The 20,879-nt window shown below is 47.1% G+C and carries 23 protein-coding genes, 1 tRNA gene and 1 riboswitch; of the genes, 15 read left to right on the top strand and 9 right to left on the bottom strand.

The window, feature by feature from the left end; all coding sequences use genetic code 11:
• Positions 1-116 precede the first annotated feature (116 nt).
• A complete protein-coding gene (locus tag KBY68_RS04395) occupies positions 117-611 on the bottom strand; it encodes an allophycocyanin subunit alpha-B (protein WP_106499861.1) in 495 nt (164 codons plus the stop codon).
• A gap of 93 nt (positions 612-704) precedes the next feature.
• On the opposite strand from KBY68_RS04395, the gene rlmD reads away from it, so the two are divergent.
• Positions 705-2,069, top strand: coding sequence for a 23S rRNA (uracil(1939)-C(5))-methyltransferase RlmD (gene rlmD / locus KBY68_RS04390; protein WP_255096033.1), 1,365 nt, complete (start codon positions 705-707; stop codon positions 2,067-2,069).
• Here the strand turns inward: rlmD and pheT are convergent.
• Positions 2,047-4,509 carry a phenylalanine--tRNA ligase subunit beta gene (pheT, locus tag KBY68_RS04385; protein WP_255096032.1) on the bottom strand — a complete coding sequence of 821 codons (2,463 nt, stop codon included), beginning with the start codon at positions 4,507-4,509 and terminating at the stop codon, positions 2,047-2,049. The two genes, rlmD and pheT, sit on opposite strands and share 23 nt — an antisense overlap.
• A 101-nt stretch (positions 4,510-4,610) precedes the next feature.
• Between pheT and rpmG the strand changes: the two genes are divergently transcribed.
• The 3 genes from rpmG to KBY68_RS04370 all read left to right on the top strand — a co-directional run bounded on the left by rpmG (position 4,611) and on the right by KBY68_RS04370 (position 6,936).
• Positions 4,611-4,805: a 50S ribosomal protein L33 gene (gene rpmG / locus KBY68_RS04380; RefSeq protein WP_106499878.1), complete on the top strand. Its 195-nt coding sequence runs from the start codon at positions 4,611-4,613 to the stop codon at positions 4,803-4,805.
• Positions 4,806-4,885: 80 nt separating this feature from the next.
• Positions 4,886-5,107 carry a 30S ribosomal protein S18 gene (gene rpsR, locus KBY68_RS04375; protein ID WP_180664171.1) on the top strand — a complete coding sequence of 74 codons (222 nt, stop codon included), beginning with the start codon at positions 4,886-4,888 and terminating at the stop codon, positions 5,105-5,107.
• A 59-nt stretch (positions 5,108-5,166) separates the two neighbouring features.
• Complete coding sequence (locus KBY68_RS04370; RefSeq protein WP_255096031.1) at positions 5,167-6,936, top strand: ribonuclease catalytic domain-containing protein; 1,770 nt, start codon at positions 5,167-5,169, stop codon at positions 6,934-6,936.
• Here KBY68_RS04370 and KBY68_RS04365 read toward each other — a convergent pair.
• Entirely contained in the window at positions 6,917-8,623 is a 1,707-nt protein-coding gene (locus KBY68_RS04365) for an FAD-dependent oxidoreductase (RefSeq protein WP_255096030.1), read from the bottom strand. The two genes, KBY68_RS04370 and KBY68_RS04365, sit on opposite strands and share 20 nt — an antisense overlap.
• Before the next feature lie 80 nt (positions 8,624-8,703).
• Between KBY68_RS04365 and metG the strand changes: the two genes are divergently transcribed.
• Together metG and lptC are read left to right on the top strand one after the other, a co-directional pair.
• Positions 8,704-10,248 (top strand): methionine--tRNA ligase, encoded by a 1,545-nt coding sequence (gene metG / locus KBY68_RS04360; RefSeq protein ID WP_255096029.1) that lies wholly within the window; start codon positions 8,704-8,706, stop codon positions 10,246-10,248.
• Between the two features lie 2 nt (positions 10,249-10,250).
• Positions 10,251-11,405 (top strand): LPS export ABC transporter periplasmic protein LptC, encoded by a 1,155-nt coding sequence (lptC, locus tag KBY68_RS04355; RefSeq protein WP_255096028.1) that lies wholly within the window; start codon positions 10,251-10,253, stop codon positions 11,403-11,405.
• Here lptC and KBY68_RS04350 read toward each other — a convergent pair.
• Entirely contained in the window at positions 11,314-12,024 is a 711-nt protein-coding gene (locus tag KBY68_RS04350) for a cofactor assembly of complex C subunit B (protein WP_255096027.1), read from the bottom strand. The genes lptC and KBY68_RS04350 overlap by 92 nt on opposite strands.
• 31 nt (positions 12,025-12,055) lie before the next feature.
• Here KBY68_RS04350 and KBY68_RS04345 point away from each other — a divergent pair, with 31 nt between their 5' ends.
• The 7 genes from KBY68_RS04345 (at position 12,056) to KBY68_RS04315 (ending at position 16,648) form a co-directional block, all read left to right on the top strand.
• Positions 12,056-12,469 carry a tellurite resistance TerB family protein gene (locus KBY68_RS04345; RefSeq protein WP_106499341.1) on the top strand — a complete coding sequence of 138 codons (414 nt, stop codon included), beginning with the start codon at positions 12,056-12,058 and terminating at the stop codon, positions 12,467-12,469.
• A 23-nt stretch (positions 12,470-12,492) separates the two neighbouring features.
• Positions 12,493-13,161 (top strand): photosystem II repair protein Psb32, encoded by a 669-nt coding sequence (gene psb32, locus KBY68_RS04340; RefSeq protein ID WP_255096026.1) that lies wholly within the window; start codon positions 12,493-12,495, stop codon positions 13,159-13,161.
• Between the two features lie 37 nt (positions 13,162-13,198).
• Positions 13,199-14,338, top strand: coding sequence for a proton extrusion protein PcxA (pxcA, locus tag KBY68_RS04335; protein ID WP_255096025.1), 1,140 nt, complete (start codon positions 13,199-13,201; stop codon positions 14,336-14,338).
• A gap of 8 nt (positions 14,339-14,346) precedes the next feature.
• Positions 14,347-14,910 (top strand): bifunctional adenosylcobinamide kinase/adenosylcobinamide-phosphate guanylyltransferase, encoded by a 564-nt coding sequence (locus tag KBY68_RS04330; RefSeq protein ID WP_255096024.1) that lies wholly within the window; start codon positions 14,347-14,349, stop codon positions 14,908-14,910.
• Between the two features lie 2 nt (positions 14,911-14,912).
• Positions 14,913-15,395 carry a tRNA (cytidine(34)-2'-O)-methyltransferase gene (locus tag KBY68_RS04325; RefSeq protein WP_255096023.1) on the top strand — a complete coding sequence of 161 codons (483 nt, stop codon included), beginning with the start codon at positions 14,913-14,915 and terminating at the stop codon, positions 15,393-15,395.
• A 107-nt stretch (positions 15,396-15,502) separates the two neighbouring features.
• The gene (locus tag KBY68_RS04320; RefSeq protein WP_255096022.1) at positions 15,503-16,534 is read left to right on the top strand and encodes a peptidoglycan DD-metalloendopeptidase family protein; all 1,032 of its coding nucleotides are present in this window, start codon (positions 15,503-15,505) and stop codon (positions 16,532-16,534) included.
• A 40-nt stretch (positions 16,535-16,574) separates the two neighbouring features.
• Positions 16,575-16,648, top strand: a tRNA-Met gene (locus tag KBY68_RS04315).
• On the opposite strand, the gene KBY68_RS04310 is transcribed toward KBY68_RS04315, so the two are convergent.
• Positions 16,649-16,957, bottom strand: coding sequence for a hypothetical protein (locus tag KBY68_RS04310; RefSeq protein ID WP_106499347.1), 309 nt, complete (start codon positions 16,955-16,957; stop codon positions 16,649-16,651). It lies immediately after the preceding tRNA gene.
• A 123-nt stretch (positions 16,958-17,080) separates the two neighbouring features.
• Between KBY68_RS04310 and KBY68_RS04305 the strand changes: the two genes are divergently transcribed.
• Complete coding sequence (locus KBY68_RS04305; RefSeq protein WP_106499348.1) at positions 17,081-17,680, top strand: peroxiredoxin; 600 nt, start codon at positions 17,081-17,083, stop codon at positions 17,678-17,680.
• Between the two features lie 47 nt (positions 17,681-17,727).
• Here KBY68_RS04305 and purQ read toward each other — a convergent pair whose 3' ends face one another.
• Both purQ and purS read right to left on the bottom strand, forming a co-directional pair.
• A complete protein-coding gene (gene purQ / locus KBY68_RS04300) occupies positions 17,728-18,381 on the bottom strand; it encodes a phosphoribosylformylglycinamidine synthase subunit PurQ (protein ID WP_255096021.1) in 654 nt (217 codons plus the stop codon).
• Positions 18,378-18,635 carry a phosphoribosylformylglycinamidine synthase subunit PurS gene (gene purS, locus KBY68_RS04295; protein ID WP_106499350.1) on the bottom strand — a complete coding sequence of 86 codons (258 nt, stop codon included), beginning with the start codon at positions 18,633-18,635 and terminating at the stop codon, positions 18,378-18,380. Before purS ends, purQ begins: the two co-directional genes overlap by 4 nt.
• A gap of 141 nt (positions 18,636-18,776) precedes the next feature.
• On the opposite strand from purS, the gene KBY68_RS04290 reads away from it, so the two are divergent.
• Positions 18,777-19,046 carry a hypothetical protein gene (locus KBY68_RS04290; RefSeq protein WP_255096020.1) on the top strand — a complete coding sequence of 90 codons (270 nt, stop codon included), beginning with the start codon at positions 18,777-18,779 and terminating at the stop codon, positions 19,044-19,046.
• On the opposite strand, the gene KBY68_RS04285 is transcribed toward KBY68_RS04290, so the two are convergent.
• Together KBY68_RS04285 and KBY68_RS04280 are read right to left on the bottom strand one after the other, a co-directional pair.
• Entirely contained in the window at positions 19,043-20,071 is a 1,029-nt protein-coding gene (locus tag KBY68_RS04285; RefSeq protein WP_255096019.1) for a GTP-binding protein, read from the bottom strand. The genes KBY68_RS04290 and KBY68_RS04285 overlap by 4 nt on opposite strands.
• An 8-nt stretch (positions 20,072-20,079) precedes the next feature.
• Positions 20,080-20,706, bottom strand: a complete 627-nt coding sequence (locus KBY68_RS04280; RefSeq protein WP_255096018.1) for a HupE/UreJ family protein — start codon at positions 20,704-20,706, stop codon at positions 20,080-20,082.
• A gap of 21 nt (positions 20,707-20,727) precedes the next feature.
• Positions 20,728-20,877, bottom strand: a riboswitch (cobalamin riboswitch).
• Positions 20,878-20,879 lie beyond the last annotated feature (2 nt).

The raw sequence follows: 20,879 nt of genomic DNA, 5'->3' as shown, positions 1-20,879 counted from the left end.
TGGCTTGGCAAATCTCATAAGACACGAAAAAGTCTCAAAATAGAACCATTAATGGACTATTTTGAGACTAGTGATAACAAGATGTAGTTGCCTGGGGGGTAGCCGGCAGCCCCTGGTTAGGCGCTGGTTTGCATTCCTTGTACCAAATAATCAAAATATGGTTCTAAGAGTATGGAGTCGTTTGAAGAAACAAGTGCGATTGAGGCTGTTTTTAAGCATCGCATCGCCTCCACCATGCCCTGCATTGGAACTCCAAGGCTGTTGTACATCTCCCTAGCTCCAACCAAGCCAGTGTTTTCAATAAAACTGGTGCTACCAGCCAACACCCCATAGGTAACAAGACGTAGATACCAGCTGAAATCCCTAAGGCATTGGGCCCTCTGCTTTTGGCCATAGGCATTCCCACCCGTAGCCACATACTCGGGCTTAAGGCTGAACAGCTGCTTTGCAGCTTCAGCAACTATTTTTTGTTCATTCTCACTGAGAATCCTCGCCACCTTTAAGCGAGCGGAACCTCCGCTGAGAAAATCCACCATTGATCGCAGCTCACCACCACTGGGGTAGCGCAGCTCATCGTCTGCTTGAAGGATCAGATCGCGTACAACGCTCATCGCAGTCCCGGGTCCTGCTGCACTCTATCGACCATTCGACACGCAAGGGCTGGTTTTGCCTTGGTCTGTAACGCCGAGCTTTAAGGTCGTAACGTGAAAACAAATCCAAGCCAGCCAAACCTGCTCAACCTTGAGATCCGGGATCTCAGTCAGGAAGGTAGTGGCATAGGCCATGAAGGCTCGAGAGTTGCTTTTGTTACTGGTGCCCTCCCAGGGGAATTGGTGGAGGCAAGGCTCACGGGCGCATCTAGGGGGATGGTGCGCGGTGAGATTAGAAAACTACTGCGTCAGTCTCCAGACAGGCGTTTACCAGCCTGCATCCTTGCTGGTGAATGCGGTGGTTGCAGTTTGCAACACTGGAATGATGCGGCCCAGGCCGAATGGAAGCAGAACAATCTTCAACAGGCCCTTCAGAGGATCGGTGGCCTAAGCATCCAGGTTGAACCGATTATTGCGGCCACAGCGGTGATGGGTTACCGCAATCGGGCGATCATTCCAATCCAACCATCGAGTAGTGGGATTAAGGCCGGTTTTTATCGGCGCCAAAGCCATGATGTGGTGAACATGAACCATTGCCCGGTTCTTGATCCACGCCTGGATGAACTGATCGGGCCAATTAAGCAGGATCTTGTTGAGTGTGGCTGGCCTGCCTACTGCGAAGCTAGCCATAGTGGAGAACTACGTCATTTAGTTCTAAGAATTGGTGCTAACAGTGGCGAAATTTTATTGGGATTGGTTACCAAAAGCCCCCAGCTGGATGGTTTTGATATTCTTGCCGAGGAGTGGCTTGAGCGTTGGCCAGCGGTTGTTGGGGTTGTTCATAATTGCCAACCAAAACCAACAAACACCCTATTAGGTGAGCAACAACAGTTGATTGCCGGAAGGCCCTGGTTGCTGGAGCGTTTTGCCAATTGTAGTTTTGCCATTGGACTCGATACATTTTTCCAAGTTCATACGGCCCAAGCCGAAAGGCTTGTCCCGTTATTGAAGGACGGTTTAGACCTGGGTGTAGGCGAGGTACTTGTTGATGCTTTTTGTGGTGTTGGAACATTGGGACTCCCTTTAGTTGGCCCTGAAGCAAAGCTAATCGGGATCGAACAGCATCAAGCTAGTATTGAAAGAGCTCAAGATAATGCCCGTTTAAATAATATAGATAATGCTGAATTTTTAGTTGGCTCAGTTGAACAAAAACTTGCCGAAGTATTGCCAGTTACTGATGCATTACTTCTCGATCCACCTCGCAAGGGTTTGAGTGATTCGTTGATTAATATTATCCAGGGTTGCCCCCCTGATCGGATAGCTTACGTTAGTTGTAATCCATCAACCTTGGCTAGGGATCTATCACGTTTGTGTGCAGATGGAATGTTGGAATTGTTATCAGTGCAACCATTAGATTTCTTCCCCCAAACCACCCACTGTGAGGCTCTAGCACTACTTAAACGCGTAGCTGTGCGTTAAATTTTTCTAATAGCATCTCTCTTACAGTTTTCATTAGGGGTTCCACCTGTTCGTCCCTTAATGTTGTATCTTCCGATCGAAACCTCAAGCGCACATTAAGGCTGCAATAACCTGTTTCCACTGGAGCCCCTTTGTATCGATCTAGCAATTGGACATTTTCCAGTAGGGGCCCAGCTGCTTTTCCGATTGCATTTAATACACTATTCACTTGGGTTGTTTCTTTTACAACGAAGGCTAGATCCCTTTCGCTAGCGGGTACGGTGGGATAATTTTTAAAAGTTGGTGTTAATTTGTTAGCTCTGCTTGCAGCCCTTAATATGGGTTCTAATTCCATATCAAATATGGTGCTACCAACGCCTAAATCATTGTTTTCTGCAAGGGAAGGATGTATTTCTCCAAATACCCCTATCGCTTTACCTTCAAGGTATAGCTGAACCGACCTGCCAGGATGTAATTGGGGATCTTGAGCAAATGGAATATCTTGCAGCGATACACCTATTTCACTAAGAGCCTTGGCAAGTATTCCCCTAGCCTCATAATAATCTACTAATTTTTGTTTGCCACTATTGGTCCATAGTTCAGATTTATTAGAACCACATATAATCCCTGTTAACCTTTCCTGCTCAAAATAATCTGATTTGTATAAACTAAATATTTTACCAATTTCAAAGCCCCAAAAACCTGGCTGTGGAGCCTGCAGATTTCTACTCGCAGCATTAATTAATCCATCCCTCAAATTGGTGCGCAAATAACCGTAATCCGCAAGCAGTGGATTGCTGAGTGCTATTTGATCCTGGTTATTGATTTCAGCATTTAAATCTTTTGAAACCAAGGAGAGATGCATAAGCTCCTGCAGGCCCGCGCCCCTAAGGGCGAAGCAAAGCCTTCGCAATAGTTGTTCCTTTGCGCTCAGTCCACCTGGCTCCACAGGATCAGGTAGATGGCTGCAAAAACGGTCGTAGCCCACTAGTCTTGCCACCTCTTCGATGAGATCTACCTCCCGTTTAAGGTCACCACTACGGGATGGCGGCACATTCACATGCCATATCTCATCCTCGCTTTGCTGCTCACCCTCACTATTAACGCTGCAACCAAGACGCTCCAAGATATTCACAACTTCCTGGCTTTCAATTTCTCCATAGCCAGCCTCTCCATTATCGAGGGGGCCAAGTAATCTTTCAAGCGCTAGCCGGCGTAATTGTATAGGCTCAGTGGCTGTTTGATCGGTTTCTATTAGCCAGCGGTTACCAATACTTGCCCCAGTTAATTGAAGAAGCAGATCAACTGCACGGTTGGCTGCAGCCACGCAGTTTTCTTTTGCCACACCGCGCTCAAAACGAGCCGAGGCTTCACTGCGAATGCCTGCTGCCCGGCTGCTTTTACGGATCGAGGTGGCAGGAAATATTGCAGCTTCCAGATAGATATTTTTTGTATGGGATTGCACGGCACTGGCCTGGCTACCGATCACCCCGGCAAGGGCTACAGGGTTTTCTTGATTGGTAACAAGTAGATTATTTTCGTTTAATTCACGCTCTACTCCATCTAAACAAAGGACAGACTCACCTTTTTCAGCAAAGCGAAGCCCAAAAGCATGGGGATCATCACATTTAAGGCTTTCACGGTCGTAGGCATGAAGCGGCTGACCTGTTTCCAGCATTACTAGATTTGTGATATCAACAACGTTGTTCACTGGGCGTTGCCCAGCAGCCTCGAGCCTTCGCTGCAGCCATAGGGGCGAATCGGTTACCTGCACATTCACTATTTCCGTGAGGGAAAACAGTTCTGAATGTTTGAGCAGGTCTTTCCCTTTGAGTTCCAGTGCTGTTGGCCCACAGCTAATCAACGGTAGCTTCACTTCCAGTTGCTCCAGGGCTGCCACTTCCCGTGCAATACCCAGCATCGACAAACCATCGGCACGATTTGCGGTAACCGCCAGCTCAAAAATGCGATCGTTTAGGCCGAGGAGTGATGCCACAGGCAAGCCAAGGCCCGGTAATTCCTGCTTTAGCTCTTTGGCCACCTGATCTAAATCAACAAGCCCATCAACTTTGTTTTCAAGGCCTAGTTCTGCAAGTGAGCAAAGCATTCCGGAACTCTCAACACCCCTTAGGGAGGCCGGCTTGATCGTTAGTTGCACAGCCGGTAGAAAACTGCCAACAGTTGCCACTGCAACGGCCATTCCCTCCTGAACATTGCTGGCACCGCAAACGATCTGCAGGGGGCTTGAACCACCGATATCCACTGCACACACGTTCAGTTTTGTGGCATCGGGATGGGCGATTTTGCTGCTCACGCGGCCAACCACAACCCCCCTAGCCCTTGCGCTTAGGTCTTCGTCGGAATCCACCTCAAAACCAGCCATGGAAAGCTTTTCAGCCAGGGCTGAGGGTTCGCTCTGGAAAGGCACCAGCTCCTTGAGCCATTGCAGCGATACGCGCATGGAGATGCAACAACAGCGGCCGGATCCTACCGATTAGCCACACCCAATCAGCTATGGTGGTGAATTGTCACACCGCTAGTAAGAAGCGGCGCAACGTCCTTATGGCCAAAAACAAGGGCGTCCGGATCGTGATCACCCTCGAGTGCACGGAATGCCGGTCCAATCCCTCAAAGCGCAGTCCAGGTGTGTCTCGATACACCACCGAAAAGAACCGTAGGAACACCACCGAACGGTTGGAGATCAAAAAGTTCTGCCCCCACTGCAACAAGTCAACGGTTCATAAGGAAATCAAGTGAGGCCGGCCCAGGGGCCCCTCTAGGATTCCAATCTTTTTTATGCCAGCAGTTGGCAAACTTTTAAACACACACCCCAAACGATGTCTAGCTCCTTTTTCAAAAAGCGCCTTTCGCCGATCAAACCAGGCGACCCAATTGATTACAAAGATACCGACCTACTTAAAAAGTTCATAACTGAGCGTGGCAAGTTGTTACCCCGTCGTATGACAGGTCTCACTGCTAAGCAGCAAAGGGATCTTACCAACTCCGTTAAAAGAGCTCGTATTATGGCGCTTTTGCCTTTTGTTAACCCTGAGGGCTAGGCAATAGGCGGTGAATTTCATCGTTATTTATTTTGCAACCAACTGATTTAGTTGGGTACGTGCTCAACACACGTACCCCAAGGCTTGCCATTATTGCAGATGTTAGGCCAGGAAAAGTATTATTAGCTAATTCTATTTCTGCAAAATCTTCAAAATGGTACCCACTCAGAGATATTTTCCTAATCGGCAGTTCTAAAGAATATTCCTCGGAATTATTATCAGATGCCCTATCGGCCATTCCCCTGGTTTCTTCAATCTTTTCAATAGCATGGATTGAATCTCAGCGATTAATAGATCGTAAGTTGCTTGATGGTGGCATTGATTTACTCGCATTTGCAAAGCTTCTATTTGCCAAGCCCACCCCCACAGATCTGGCTGCCTGTTGGCTTTCTCTTGCTAATAAACAAGATCTCTTTCGTATCCGCCAAAATAAAATATTTGTGCGTTCCCAGCCTGAATTGCAGCAGTTGCGTCAGGCGAGGCGACGTCAACAACTAGCTATTCAGATTAAACCTGAATCAGAAGTTTTTGAAGCTGAACAATTTCCTGCAGAGTGCTTAGCAGAGGCAGATCGGCTTGTGTTATCAGCTTCTGAAAGCCAGCCTGGGGATTCGGCGCGTATAGATCTCAGCCATTTGCGCAGCTTCAGTATTGATGATCCATGCACCGTTGAAATTGATGATGCAATCTCCATCCAGCATTCAGCCGATGGAATTCATAAGATCTGGATTCATGTAGCAGATCCCCATCGATTAATTCAACCGGGAGGGTGCTTAGATCTTGAGGCACAGCGAAGGGCATCAAGTATCTACCTCAGCCACAGGTTAGTTCCAATGTTTCCCATTGGCCTTGGCAGTGGTCCCTTAAGCCTCTCTCCCGGTTCAAAAAAAGCTGCCATAAGCGTTGCTATTTGCCTTGATCAAAACAGTTGCATTGTTGGAATTGATATTGTTCGATCCTGGGTACAAATCACCTATGCCCTTAGCTATAGCGATGCAGATGAGTTAATTGAACTGGCTCCGCCCCAGGATGCTGATCTTGCCGAAATCAATGCCCTGCTTCTGAACAGACGGCTTTGGAGGCAAGCCCAAGGTGCCCTATTGATGGATCAACCGGAGGGCAGGTTTATACGCATGGATGGAAGGCCTCAATTGGAAATTACAGAACCAGGTTGTTCACGGGCAATGGTGGCAGAGGCAATGCTTTTAGCTGGTGCTGCCGTAGCCAATTGGGCTAAAGAACATCAATTGGCCATGCCCTTTCGCTGCCAGGCCGGCAATCAAAGTTTGGCTCCTGATCAATTGATCGAATTACCAGCAGGCGCTGTGCGCTGGGCCCATCAAAGGCTTGGGTTGGGGCGCAGCCGATTGCAAAGCGAAGCTGCCGCCCATCAGGCCCTTGGCCTTTCTGCCTATCTACAATGGACTTCGCCAATTCGCAGATACAACGACCTGCTGGCACACCGGCAGTGGTTAACACACCAAAATTTAATCGAAGCAGAACCGCTAGCAAAGGAATTGATTAGCCCATTATTAGATAAATTAGAACAGCAGAGTAGGGAAGTAGGCCAGATAAGTAAGGAGGATCAACGATGCTGCCTACTGGAATGGTTGGAAAGTTTAAAGCCAAAGTTAATAGCGCAAGATGGAGTTATGTTGCGCTGGCTTAGGGAGGATCAAAACCTTGCGCTTGTGAGAATAGAGCCATGGGCATTGGAGTTGCCAGCACGGCTGAGGGACCCGGCTGGGCCGGGGGATCTATTAAAGATTAATGTTCAGGAAGTTGATCCAGCCAGGGATTTATTGCATCTCAAGGCAACAATCGGTTAATTCGCCACCACGGTCCCCATGGATTCCAGCGGCCAACAACCGTAACTTTTTTACGATCTAGTTTAGTTATTTGTTCTTTAACCATAGGCTCAAGGGTAATAAGAGGCCATCGCTTTGATCCCCAGCAACCAAACCATTGATCCTCACTATTGATATTTAATTCCATTTCCTGTGAATATTCTCCTGGTTCAGGTGGCGCTTCCGTGTGAGTTGGAGTTGTATTTCTAGCATCAAGTGCCCCTAGCTGAGTTTGGTGCCAAGCAGGCGAATGCCAAGCTAAATTTTCATTAATAAAAGGTGCTGAGGGAGCAGTTCTCTCATTAATAAGAGCTTTTTGTAATATTTTTATATTTAATTGTTCTGGTAATATTTTTGCCTGGCTGCAAAGCGCTGCTGCCATGCCTGCTGCCTGACCAACATTTAGCACCAATGGGCCTAATCGTGTTGCACCATTGGCCATATGACTAACACTTATTCCTTTGTCAGCCATCAACAAATTTGCAGCAACGCTACCAAATAGTGCATCAAAAGGAATGCAAAAAGGAGTGCCGCTCCATCTACCGCCCCAGGCTTTACTCTTAGGGGCTAAAGGCCAGTCTGGACCGGGATAGTGATGGTCATTTGGATAATTACCAATGGCAATACTTGATTGGTTAATATCACTATTAAGTGTTGCAGGCAGCAGGTCTTGCTCTGTAACGGTGTATTTACCAACTATGCGCCTACTTTCACGCCAATAGGGCTGAACTGCAAGTCCATCATCTTTGGATGTGTATAGTAATCCCCCAGTTATTGATTGCAATTCCTTAAAAAAGTTTTGGCTATGGGCACGCATGCCATCTAGATGCTTGGCGATGCGGTTTGTTGAACCACTAAATGGCGCCAAAGGATCTTCATGCCAATCGTTGCCATTGATCGGCCAATTAAGCATCAATAAATCTTCTGGTAATCTGCCGTAGCTAAGGCACCTCAATAGGCCATGGGGTTTTAGGCAATCTTGAAACGGAGCAACCGGTTGTTTATTTTGCCTAAATACTTGGCTGCTTTCATTCCAATCCCCTTGCCAGCGCGCTAGGAAAACCCATGTGGGTGATTGCACCACTTGAGTTTTGAAAAATGGATCCTGCTCCAGTTTAATTTTTTCTGGAGCACTTGGTTCATCCCACTCTTCTTTTGCTTCCCAACCTAACCGGTAGGGCACATCAGCATATACTAAACTTTCAGCCAATTCTGTGCCATCAATTATTAGATCAAAATTTACTTCCAATTGATTAATACCATCACTAAAAATAGCCCCTGTTATTAAACTATATTTTTTTGTTAGTTCTTGTAAATTCCAACCACTGATCCACTTGAGGTTAGGCTCAGCCCGTATCCAATCTTGAAATATTTTTTCAGCTTGAGCCGGTTGAAAGCCAAAGCAACTTACCCAATTGTTGTCTAGTCCTTCAGGGACGTCCATTCTGAGCTTACGTAGAAGGGCGCCCCAAAGACCCGTTTGCCAAGGGGATAGTTCATTGCCATCTGGGGCTGAAACCCCACTTGCACTAAGCATCCCCCCAACCCACGGGCCTGGCGTAACAAGCAGGCATCTTGTGCCACTGCGGGCACACTGCAGTGCAGCCCCAAGGGCTCCAGTGCCACCACCAAGTACCAGCACCGGTACTTTCAATGCGTCCTGGTTCAAAGCTGATTCCTCAAGATGCAATCCCCGTTGGGAGATGGTGAACTAAAAGTGGTTTGCTGCCAATGGTTAGGATCGAGCGAATGACAACCACCCTCACCACGCCGCTCTACTACGTTAACGATCGGCCCCACATTGGAAGTGTTTACACCACATTGGCTGTGGACAGCCTTGCCCGTTACCGAAGGCAGAGGGGTGAGGAGGTAATTTTTATAACCGGTTGTGATGAGCACGGGCAAAAAATTCTTCGCACAGCCCAGCAGGCTGGCATTGCTCCTCAGCTACATTGCGATAATATCAGCGCTATTTTTAACCAAAATTGGCAAGAGTGGGGCATAAGTAATAACCGATTTATTCGTACAACTGATCCACGCCATAGGACGATTGTTAATCAGTTTTTTGAACGTGTTGCCTCAAATGGAGACATAATTGAAGGTAGGCAGCAGGGTTGGTATTGTGTTGCATGTGAAGAATACAAGGATGAATATAAAGATCAAAATTTATCCATTAATCCTGCTCCTATTTGTTCTGTCCATCAACGTTCATTGGAATGGCGCGATGAGACAAATTTATTTTTTCGTCTTTCCCGCTATCAACAACAAATTGATCATTTAATTAGTAAGGATGGTTTTATTAGGCCTAGTTCTAGACGTCGCGAGGTGGAGAACTTCGCCTCTGGTGGCTTAAAGGATTTTTCGATCTCCCGTTTAAACCTGCCATGGGGAATTCCAGTGCCTGGCCATCAAGAGCATACTTTTTATGTTTGGTTTGATGCTCTTTTAGGTTACATAACTGCTTTACTAGAGCCGGGAGATGCTCCTGATTTAGATCTTGCTATCTCAAGAGGTTGGCCTGCAAATCTACATGTAATTGGTAAAGATATTCTTAGATTTCATGCTATTTATTGGCCGGCCATGTGTATGTCAGCTGGGATAGAACCTCCAGGGGCAGTTTTTGGCCATGGCTTTCTTACTAGGGAAGGTCAAAAAATGGGCAAATCCCTTGGCAATAGCCTAGAACCTGGCATGCTTTTAAATAGCTTTGGCGTTGATGCTGTTAGATGGTATTTACTTAGGGATATTCAATTTGGTGATGACGGGGATATTCAACAGCAGCGCTTAGTAGATCTTGTTAACAATGATTTGGCGAATACTATTGGCAACCTGGTAAATAGAACAATTAGCATGGCTCGCAAATGGTTTAACGGGGTCCCTATTCCAAAGAATCCACCTGGTTTAGACCATCGTTTGGCTGTATTGTGTGAGCAGATCCTTCAATCATTAGATACTAATTATGATCAACTAGACTTTCGCTCCGCATCTGAGAATATCCTAATGCTTGCAACTGCTGCCAACGGTTACCTTAGTGAAACGGCGCCATGGACTGCCATAAAGGATGAAAACAACCGTGACGCAGTTGCTTCAGACATATACGCAGTACTTGAAGCATCTAGATGGGTTGGCGTTTTACTTTTTCCGCTACTCCCAAATCTTAGTGTTAATTTACTCAAGCAATTAGATCAACCTGCAGTTGACTGGAAATCACAATTGATATGGGGTAAGCTTGAACCTGGCAAATATCTTGATGAGCCAATTCCTATTATGCAAAGGCTTGAGCTTGAAGCATAAATATGAAATTAACTACTGCATCGATATTAACTGTCTTGCTTCTCAGCAGTTGCAGTAATTCCTATTCGCCACCCAAGGAAACCGCACCCCCATTTAAATTTAAATCACTTAAGTTGCACCAAAATAATTCAGCAGGTTTAAGGCTTTGGGATTTATATAGCCCCCGCGCCAGTTATCGTATTGATCAGAGGAATGCAATTATTACTAACCCGTCAGGAACCCTTTATCGCAAGGGTGAGGCAACCTACCAGATTTCTGCTAAAAAAGGTGTTGTTACTAATGATGGCGAACTAATTGAATTATTGGATAGTGTAAAGCTTTCCACCCTTGATCAGCGTAAGATAAATATCTCCGCCGCTAGGGCCCTTTGGAGGCCCGCTGCCAATACGATTGAATTGTTTGGCAAACCTCAGGCTAGCGATCCAACAAAAATCCTAACCGCGGGCAAAGCACGTTTTAATCTGCTCCAGGAGCTACTTGAATTACGCGATCAACCACGCCTACAACAATGGATCAAAAAACAAAACCCCTTACAATTAGCCCAACTTGACCTTCGTGTTAAGGATGCTAATTGGCAGCTTCTAAGCGGCAAGTTAACTGCTGCTGGTCCAATTAAAACTATTCAAAGGCCATCAAGCAGGCAGCAAAGAACTCTTTTTGCTGCTTCGCTACAGGGCAATACAAGGGAAAATTGGCTTGATTTCTACCCGCCTGTTCTGATTAGTGAACCTGCTCGTAAAATGCAAATTAATGCTGGGCTTAGCCGTTGGTGGATTACCGAAGAGCGCATTACATCCTCTGCTCAGGCGCGGGCTACTTTAGATAAATTATCTGTAGCAGGTTCTAATCTTGAGCTGCTGGAAAAAAATAATCTGATCAAAGTTGGTGAAAATTGCGAGCTTAGCCAGCCCGGTGAATTCCTATCAGCAAATAATTGCATCTGGAATTGGCGCACTGGCGAAATCTCAGCATTTGGTGCAGTTGAACTTAAACGCAAACAGCTCAATCAAATTACTTTGGCCCAAGAATTACATGGCAAAACTGGTAATAATGGCTTAATTGTTTTCACTGCACCGGGCCGGAAGGTTCATACTCAGCTGCGTTTCCCCCAGGCCCAGGCTGGAGAAAAGCGTCGGGCTGCTGAAGTGCAATTTTGAGCTTATCTGCCCAGCCTTGGGCCCAGCGTTCATCGCTTCGGCTAAAGCAACGCACCGACCAGCCACCAATCAATAGCCAACCCCTCTCCCCAATTGGTGTTACGAGGATTGCCGGAAGTAACTCGGGAAAGTAGTTGAATTCAGCAGCTCCTGGATAAAGTTCAAGGTTCACTAAAGATATTTGCTGTTGCTTCTCCCTTGCTCTTTTTAGGATATTTCCTTCTAAGAATGCTTTTTCGCCAAGGATTCCCCGCCGCATTAGCACTTCACCGTCCCACACCAACATCAAACAGGCCGCTGGCGTGGCGAGTAAAAACATTGCGCTTCCCCAGGCAATTTCCCCTTGGCATGTAGTTGAAAGTAGCTTCGTCAACTCAAAGCCCTCCTTACCAGCAAGCTCCACGCGATCCCTGGCCGTTGGATTTGCCCGCGTCCAGATAACCCCAACCAACATCAGGCCAACTGCCATCACACCAGCCAACACAGAGCTTCGGCCTAGGGCAGGTGTAACAAGTTCAGGAAATGTGAAGCTATTTGCGAAATTCAAAGCTAATCCCAGGCCACCACAGCAAATAACGAGTTTTGCTGCCGTGGGAGGGCTGCCATTTTGGCTTTCCATAGCTCAAATGGTATGAACCTTGGTGTTTTCAATGAATAGCGCAGAGTCCTTTGCTGCCGTTTGCCTTGCGGCGGTTGCTAGCGATGGAGTTTTGGGCCGTGATGAGGCACGAAGCCTAAGAATTGAATTGGAGTTTCGCACTCCCTTCTCTTCGATGGACGATCGCGAGATGACTGATCTTTTTGATCGCTTGCTAGCCCTTTGGCGTGATCAGGGTTCAGAGGGTCTTGTTCAGTCTGCTTTGCCCCAGCTAACTCCACCCCAACGGGAAACCGCCTTGGCGGTAGCTACTCAATTGGTTAGAGCAGATCGCGTGGTGGAGGCTGAGGAGCTCGAGTTCTTACAATCCTTAGCTAGGAACCTCGATCTCAGCCCTGGTAAGGCTGAATTGATTATTGAAGTTATGGATATTTTGCATCGAGATGCCTTGGCCACGGCAAACTAAGAAAACCTTCCAGGGGAGCAAACATGGTTCCGTCATCAATCCTGCGCTTACTCAGCCTTTTGTTCTTGGTGTGCGCGCTGGCATGGCCTGGCCAGGCTCTATGGGCGATTGGGATTGATGATTTCCCCGCTCATGCTCCCAACGAACAGGTGGATGATGGGGCCGACGTGCTCAGCCGTGCAGCAATTACCGAATTACAAAAAAAACTTGAGCTGTTCAGTCAAGCTCGAATCGACGCAAGGATTATCACCTTCAGGCGCCTCGACTACGGCATTGGCCTTGATCAACTGGCAGAAGAATTGCTACAGCGCTGGCAAAGCCCAAGCGAGGGAGAGCTTCTTATCCTTTTGGAAACCGGCTCGAATAGCGCTTCTGTGAAAGCCTCGCCAGTTGTTTTAAAGCTGCTGCCTGAGGAACTTCTTGAAAGCACAGCAGAAACAACCATGGCTGTTCCGCTCCGTGATGGAGGCAGGTATCGCCAAGCCCTATTAAGTGGTCTTGATCGCCTTGGCACAGTGCTTGGTGGAGCTGAGGATCCTGGGCCGCCACTGATTGAAGAAGTGGTGGCTCCAGTTACCAATATCCCCACAGCGGAAGAAACCGCTAATAGCAATGCTTTTTCATGGGTAATTGTTCTGTTGGTGGTTGGAACGCTTGTGCCGATGGCCACATGGTGGGTGTTCTCCCGATGATTGCAAGGCATCATGGAAGCGGTAGATCAGGCCCAACATGGGGATGAACAACTGGTTGGGAGCCTTTGGCAAGGCTGAAGAACTTCAATTCAGCAGCAACCTAGAGCTTGCCTATGAATCTGCCCTGATGATTCAGGGCCTTGAACTGGAATATTTCAATGATCGACCGGTTCGTACAGATGTGGATTTGGGATTACCTAAAACAACACAGGCTCAAATAATTAGGAGATTTCGATCAGCCTTAGCAAACTGCCGTCAATATGTTAGTGCCATAGAACTGCATAGGTCGGAGCTAGATAGCCAAGAACTACGTCAATTGCAGTTAATTGAATCGGTTGTAAGGCGATATGGCGGTGCCGATAGCCAGGGAATATTACGTCGGCCAGAGGCACTGCCCCGTAGTTTGCTCGGCGTTTTTGATCGGGTACGTAATGAATTGAATCCAGAGGCTGAAGCCAGCTTGGTTGCGGGCTTTCGCCGCAGGCGTGATTCAACTCTTGTGTCGTTAAGAATTTTATTACTTCTTATATTAGTGCCCCTTCTGTTGCAACAGGTTTCACGCACCTATATCGTTGCACCAATAATTGATCGATTAGCGCCTGAAGTTCCTTTTTTGAGTTACACAAAACCGCAGCTGCAGGATGCTGCGGTTAGTAAGTTGCGCCTCTACAAAGAAGAATTGGAGTTTGATGCTCTTTTGGCGGGGAGGGAGGCCCCTTCCATTGATGAGATAAGAACAAAACTGTCTGAAAGGGCCGACCAGCTCAAGGATGAGGCCGATTCCAAGAGCACCGGAGCCATAAAGAATGTTATTTCCGATTTGATCGCACTTATTGGTTTTACTTTTGTTTGTTTTTTAGGCAGGGAAGACTTAAGGGTTTTACGTGGCTTCTTTGATGAATCCGTTTATGGATTAAGTGACAGCGCCAAAGCATTTGTTATTATTCTATTTACAGACATATTTGTTGGATTCCACAGCCCTGAGGGTTGGACTGTGTTACTTCAAAGCATTTCAAGTCATTTAGGGCTTCCAACTGAAGAAAATTTTATAATGCTTTTCATTGCAACATTCCCTGTTATTTTAGCAACAATATTTAAATATTGGATTTTCCGTTACCTCAATCGCGTATCTCCATCTTCTGTGGCCACTTTGCGCAATATGAATGGTGGTGGTTAAACGCAACGGTGACTGAACACATCATCGTTACAGGTGCTAGCCGCAGTGGGAAGAGTGAGTGGGCTGAACAATTACTTGTTTCAAAAGCAGCTAACAATCCAATTTGCTATGTGGCTCCGGGCAATTTATACCCCGATGATGCATCCTGGCAGAAACGGCTTGATCTTCATCGCCAAAGGCGCCCCAGTTACTGGCAGCTTATGGAGCTTGAACACCCGCATCTGTTATTAAAAATCCTAGATAACAGCAGTGATTTAGCTAATAATTTTCTATTGATCGACTCCCTCGGCAGCTGGGTATCCCTTGGCCTTGAGCTTACGGATAATGAATGGCTAGCAATGCAGGCTGGACTTCTTGAAGTGTTATCAGTTCGAAAGCTTCCAGTGGTTCTTGTCAGTGAGGAGGTGGGCTGGGGAGTTGTACCAGCAACTGTTGCTGGTGGCTGCTTTCGCGACCGCCTTGGCAGCTTGGCTAGGGCCTGTGCAAGTTGCTGTATCGAGCGCTGGTTGGTTTGCATGGGTGAGGCCCTTCCCCTACATAGGCTTTGCACAACTGTTGTTGGTATGAACTAGGGATGCCCAGGATCATTCTGTTTGAACCAGAAATACCCCCAAATACAGGAAATATTGCCCGCACCTGCGCCGCCACCAAAACTCCGCTGCATCTAGTTGAACCACTTGGGTTTGAGATTAGTGATCGCACCTTGAAGCGTGCCGGTCTTGATTACTGGCCATTTGTAGATCTACATCGCCATGGCAATTGGTCTGATTGCCTGGGCCATTGCCACGGCATGGGCGGCAAACTGATTGCCCTTAGCCGCCACGCCCCAGATTCGTATCTCGATTATCGCTTTCTAGACTCAGATTGGCTGGTGTTTGGGCGCGAAACCAGTGGGCTGCCCGATTACGTGCGCAGTGATTGTGACGCATTTCTTACCGTACCACTACCTTGTGCCAGCGTTAGGAGCTTGAATCTTTCCGTTGCAGTAGCAATTGTGCTTTTTGAGGCTCTAAGGCAAATTAAAAAGCCTTTGCTGAACAGTGATCTCGCTAATTAGTGGGCTTTCTGTAACTTAGGGCACTTGATTTTCCCTTGAGCATGGTGTATTCTATCGAAGTCGTTGGATGTTGGCTTCTCCAACGGCTTGTTCTTTGATACTTTTGCATGAAGCCTTCCGCTTTACTTGTAACTGTTTCCATTAGCTTTCCTGCTGCATTCCTGTTGTCCGCAGGTATGCCTGGTCGCTCAAATCTTGATCGTTCGCCATTTTTAAGTTCATCCACTCCAATTAATAGTTCAATTCAAAATATTTCTACTCACTATAAACCTGAACTCATAGCCAGCTCTGAGATCCCCTCACTTTGGGCTAGGGTTCGTTATGATATTACGGTTGAACAATTAGCAGATCAACTTGATTTGTCTGCTGAAAGGCTTGCAGTTTTAAATGATTGTGATACCAGTCGAAAATTTGTAGCCGGTGAATGGTTTGCCTTGCCAAGCCGTTCTGCTGATCTGCTGAAATCAGTTGCAGCCATTGATGATTCTCAACTGCGACGCTCAGCACCTCAAAAGTCGATATTTGCAAGATTTGGAGATAATCTCGCAAAAATCGCCGATCGCTATGAAATTCCAGTTCATGAATTAACTCGTTTAAATCCTGGCTTGAACCCGATTGCTCGCTTGGCGGTTGATACTCCAGTTAAGCTTCTGCAACCTGTTCGCGCTCGTTTACCTTTTGGTATTACTCCCGGCGGCAGTGGCGGCTTGAGTTGGCCAGGTTTACCAGATTTTGGTAATCAACAAAATCAAAGATCTTTTACTGGATATATTTGGCCAGCCGTTGGCACCCTCACCTCAGGTTATGGCTGGCGTTGGGGAAGAATGCACCGTGGTATCGATGTAGCAAATAATGTTGGTACTCCCATAGTTGCTGTTGCTGATGGTGTTGTGGCAAGCTCTGGTTGGAATGAAGGTGGCTATGGCTACTTGGTAGAAATTAGCCATCCAGATGGAACACTCACCCGTTACGCCCACAACAGTAGATTGCTAGTGAGCAAGGGTATGAATGTGAGCCAAGGCACCCCTCTTGCCCTAATGGGAAGCACTGGCCGCAGCACAGGTCCCCACCTTCATTTTGAGATCATTCCACCCAGCAGTGGCGCGGCAAATCCACTTGCCTTTTTACCCCGAAAATAGTTAAAGGGTCTCTCAATCATCTATGCTTTAAGGCTGCCATGGCTCGGTAGCTCAGCTGGTTAGAGCACGGGATTCATAACCCCGGGGTCGGGAGTTCAAGTCTCCCTCGAGCCATCAACGCATTTCAATTGCATTTAATCTGTCTCTGAAGCTTGTTGAAGTGGTTTGCTCTTTGTTGTATTCGTTATTTACGGTGCTTTCGTTTAAATTAACGCTGCGTCTTGTGCGGTTTGCTTGATAGGTTTGGGGACGGATTTCCTTTGTTCTGGGGGATCCACCTAAGGAAGATTCTTTAGCTCCACCTGGTTCTTCCTTGGCGCTCCGTTGAATTGGGTGGTTTTTAAGTTCGCTTCGCAGTTGATTGAGCAAGCGAAAGTGACCAGTGTTGTTGTATTTGCGCATTAGCGCCGGATCCCAGGCCATAAAAGCAATTGATTTAATAGTGTCAGCTTAAACCCACGGGGGGACCGAAAAAGTGGTATGTTATCCCTATCCTTATGCGGATTTACTCCGTATAAGCTGATTTCCCATTAACCGCTTGTACTAATCATGACCAACGGAACACTTAGAGTTGGCCAACAGGCCCCTGATTTCACCGCAACGGCAGTGGTTGATCAGGAATTTAAAGAAATTAGTTTGTCGCAATATCGCGGCAAGTATGTTGTTTTGTTTTTCTATCCATTAGATTTCACATTTGTATGTCCCACTGAAATTACAGCATTTTCCGATCGCTATTCTGAATTCAGCAGTAAGAACACTGAAGTTCTAGGTGTTTCCGTAGACAGTCAATTCAGCCATCTGGCCTGGATACAAACCGATCGTAAACAGGGTGGATTGGGTGACTTGGCCTATCCGTTGGTGGCAGACCTTAAAAAGGATATTGCTCGCGCCTACAACGTTCTAGACGAAGAAGCTGGTATTGCTGTGCGTGGACTATTTATAATTGATGATGCTGGAATTGTTCAGCATGCCACAATCAATAACCTCGGTGTTGGCCGCAATGTAGAGGAAACCCTCAGGATTCTCCAAGCTTTTCAACACATTCAAGCCAATCCAGATCAGGTTTGCCCTGCAAACTGGACACCCGGTGATCGCACTATGAATCCTGATCCAGTGGGCAGCAAAGACTTTTTTGCTGCGATTTGAACTTTAATTTTTAACTTAAAACCGGGCAACCTCAGTTGTCCGGTTTTTTAGCCCACAAGTGCCCGCAGCAGTTGCTGGCCATCGGTGCCACCTAATTGAGGATCGCAGGCTCTCTCTGGATGGGGCATCATGCCAACAACATTTCCAGCTTTATTACTAATGCCAGCTATGTTGCCAACAGAACCATTTGGGTTCGCTTGGTAGCGCAACACAACTTGGTTGTTCTGCTCTAGCAATTCATGGGTATCAGAGTTGCAGAAATACCTGCCTTCCCCATGGGCAATTGGTAAATTTATTGTTTCGTTTGGCTGATAATTAGCAATAAACTTAGATTTGCCTTGCCCAATTACTAAATTGCATGGCTCACAAATAAAGTGCAGATCTTGGTTTCTGGTTAAAGCGCCAGGCAGTAAACCCATCTCGGTAAGGATTTGGAAGCCATTACAAATACCCAACACTGGTCCGCCCGCTTCGGCAAATTTTCTTACCTCTTCCAATAACGGCGCAAAGCGGGCTAATGCTCCACAGCGCAGGTAATCGCCATAGCTAAATCCCCCGGGAAGCACAATTGCTTTTGCTCCCTCCAAATCCTTATTGGCATGCCAAAGGAACTTACAGGGGATCTCCAAAATGCCCTCAAGGGCCCAAGCCAGGTCTCGATCGCAGTTTGAACCTGGGAAAACAACTATGCCTACGGTCATTCGCACTGCTCCAAAGCAAGCGTCCAATTTTCGGTTACGGGATTAGCCAAGAGGCGATCACTAAGCAGTTCAACCTCAGAACGGGCTGCTTCGATAGTGGCTGCTTCCAACTCCATTTCCACCATCTTTCCGATGCGCAGTTGCCTTACACCGGTCACTCCTAGCCTTTGGGCGGCAGCCCTGGTGGCCTCCCCAGCTGGATCCAATACCGATGGTCTGAGCTGCACCTGCACTCGAGCTACAAAACGGGGCACTTAGCCAAAGCAAGTATTTCGATCTTGACAGCATTGGCTGCCAAAAGCTCGAAAAATTGCCATGGTGAAATTGATCTCAGTGTTGAGACAATGGGACCTGTGCGGGCCCTGCTGCTAATGCTTCTTCTCACTTCAGCCAAGATGGTTGAGGCAGAGTCGCTTGTGATTGCCACTGAGTGCCGAGTTGGAACCAAAATATGGAGTTCTTGTTCCGTAGCTGTGATTGAACCTGGCAGTAGATGGCAGCTAAATATTGGCAGCGAAAGATGGAGCATCCAACACAACGGAACAGGAACGGTCCAATTGCGTCAAGGCAAGGGTTCATGGAAGAGTGCTCAACCCCGTTGGGAAGAGGCTGGTGCGCTTTGTTGGGGGCCTGTTTGCACTAAAGGTCCCCTACCCCTCGACTAGCACTTAAATTCATCAAGGTGAAGCTCTAATCTCTTCGCATCTGGATTGGAGCCGATCAGTACTATTTCGAGTTGATCACTATCTAATCCATCGGCTTCAAACCATAAATTCAGCCGGCTACCAACAGCTTGCACCTGCAAAGGAAGTTCTTTGCCCTTTATTGGTATGCGTCCTTTGAGGCGATAGAGATCCATAGGCTTTATAACATTTGCGAGGATCATTTCAGCTAAACCATCCTTGTGCCATTCTCCCTGCAGGCTTAAGGCGGCGGCATTTAGTTCAGGATGGCTGTGGGTGTGCTCCTCTTCTGCCTCATTTAACCTATTGGTGTGCTGGATACCAAGCAATAAATCCGCTGAAAGCTCTCCGTTAGCGATGGCTAGGCATTGCGGCCTATTCTGAATTTGCAACATCCTTAATTGCTCCTCCAGGAAATTCCTGGCAACTTGTAGTTGATCAGGTTTAAGCAGGTCGGCCCTTGAGATCAACACAAGATCAGCCTGTTCTAACTGTTCTCTAAACAGCTCCTCTATTGCATCAAGGTGATTGATGCTCAGATCTTCAAACCTCTGCTTTTCTAGCTCTTCTGGTTTACAAACTACCGAGCCAGCAGCTAGCGCTTCACCATCTACAACGGTAATAACCGCATGAACGATGGTGCGATGTTTGATTTGAGGCCATTGAAAGGCTTGCAATAACGGTTCTGGAAGGGCTAGCCCGCTTGTTTCAATAATAATTCCATCTAAGGCCTGTGGTTGGGCCAGCAATTTCTCAATTGTGGGCAAAAAATCATCTTGAACCGTGCAACATAAGCAGCCATTGGCGAGCTCAACAATTAAGCCAGCATCGTCTGGGCAATCAATACAGTTTTTTATTAATGCAGCATCAATTCCAACCTCACCAAATTCATTTACAATAACAGCTAATCTTTGGGTTGTTTGCTTTAATAAATATCTTAGTAATGTGGTTTTACCAGCGCCAAGAAAACCGGTAACTACTGTTACCGGTATACGATTATTTCCCATTACCATTATTAAGGCACCAAGCTAGACCAGGCCAAGCTAGTGCCAATACCAGCAAGCATTCCACTAACAATTCTCAGTTTGCCAGTTGATCCCCACTGAGCCCATGAATTTCTCACAACTTTTAAAGCAACCCAAAGCAAAAGTCCCTGGGAAATTAACAAGCCGATTAAATAGAAGAAAACTGGTGTTGGCTCCCAACCCAGCACCGAAGCGCTAAGCACATAGCCATGGAAGGCAAAGGCAGGAATCAGCAGCAGTTTTGGTAAGCGATTAAGTAAAACAAGGGCTTCCAAAAGCAGTGAAAAACCTATCCATGCATCAGCCCAAGGCAAGCTGTTTGGTAATGCCAAACCAGTAAGCGATCCAGCTAAACCAACAGCTAGAAGGGCCAGCACCCAGCGAAAACGTAGCTCTTGGCCCAAACTAACAATGCCAAGGGCGAGCAGGAAGAGTAGATGGTCTGGTCCAAGGGCCGGGTGCAGCAGTCCGCTCAGCAAACCTGAAGCTGGGCTTGGCTCCATTGGAAAAAATTCCATTAAGTGGTGGGCCAACACCGGAGTGCCCAAACCAAAAATCAAAACTAAAACGCTGAAAAAGATGGCCAGTGAAGCCTTAGGAAACAAAGATTTGAACATCCGAGAAGCCGGTCCGCGCCGGGGATGGGGGTGAATTCGGCGGGCGTTCTGACTCAAGGCAAGCCACTGGCTGCACCTCTTACAGCTGCGGGACAGCGCCGGATTCTCACCGGACTTTCCCCGTTACCTCCCAGGCCTGATCACCTGGGAACCGATGCACAACCCTATCACCG

The sequence above is a fragment of the Synechococcus lacustris Maggiore-St4-Slac genome, assembly GCF_024345595.1.
GTDB lineage: Bacteria > Cyanobacteriota > Cyanobacteriia > PCC-6307 > Cyanobiaceae > Synechococcus_D > Synechococcus_D lacustris.
Note: the sequence above shows the minus strand (reverse complement) of the source record. Positions and strands in the feature narration are given on the sequence as shown.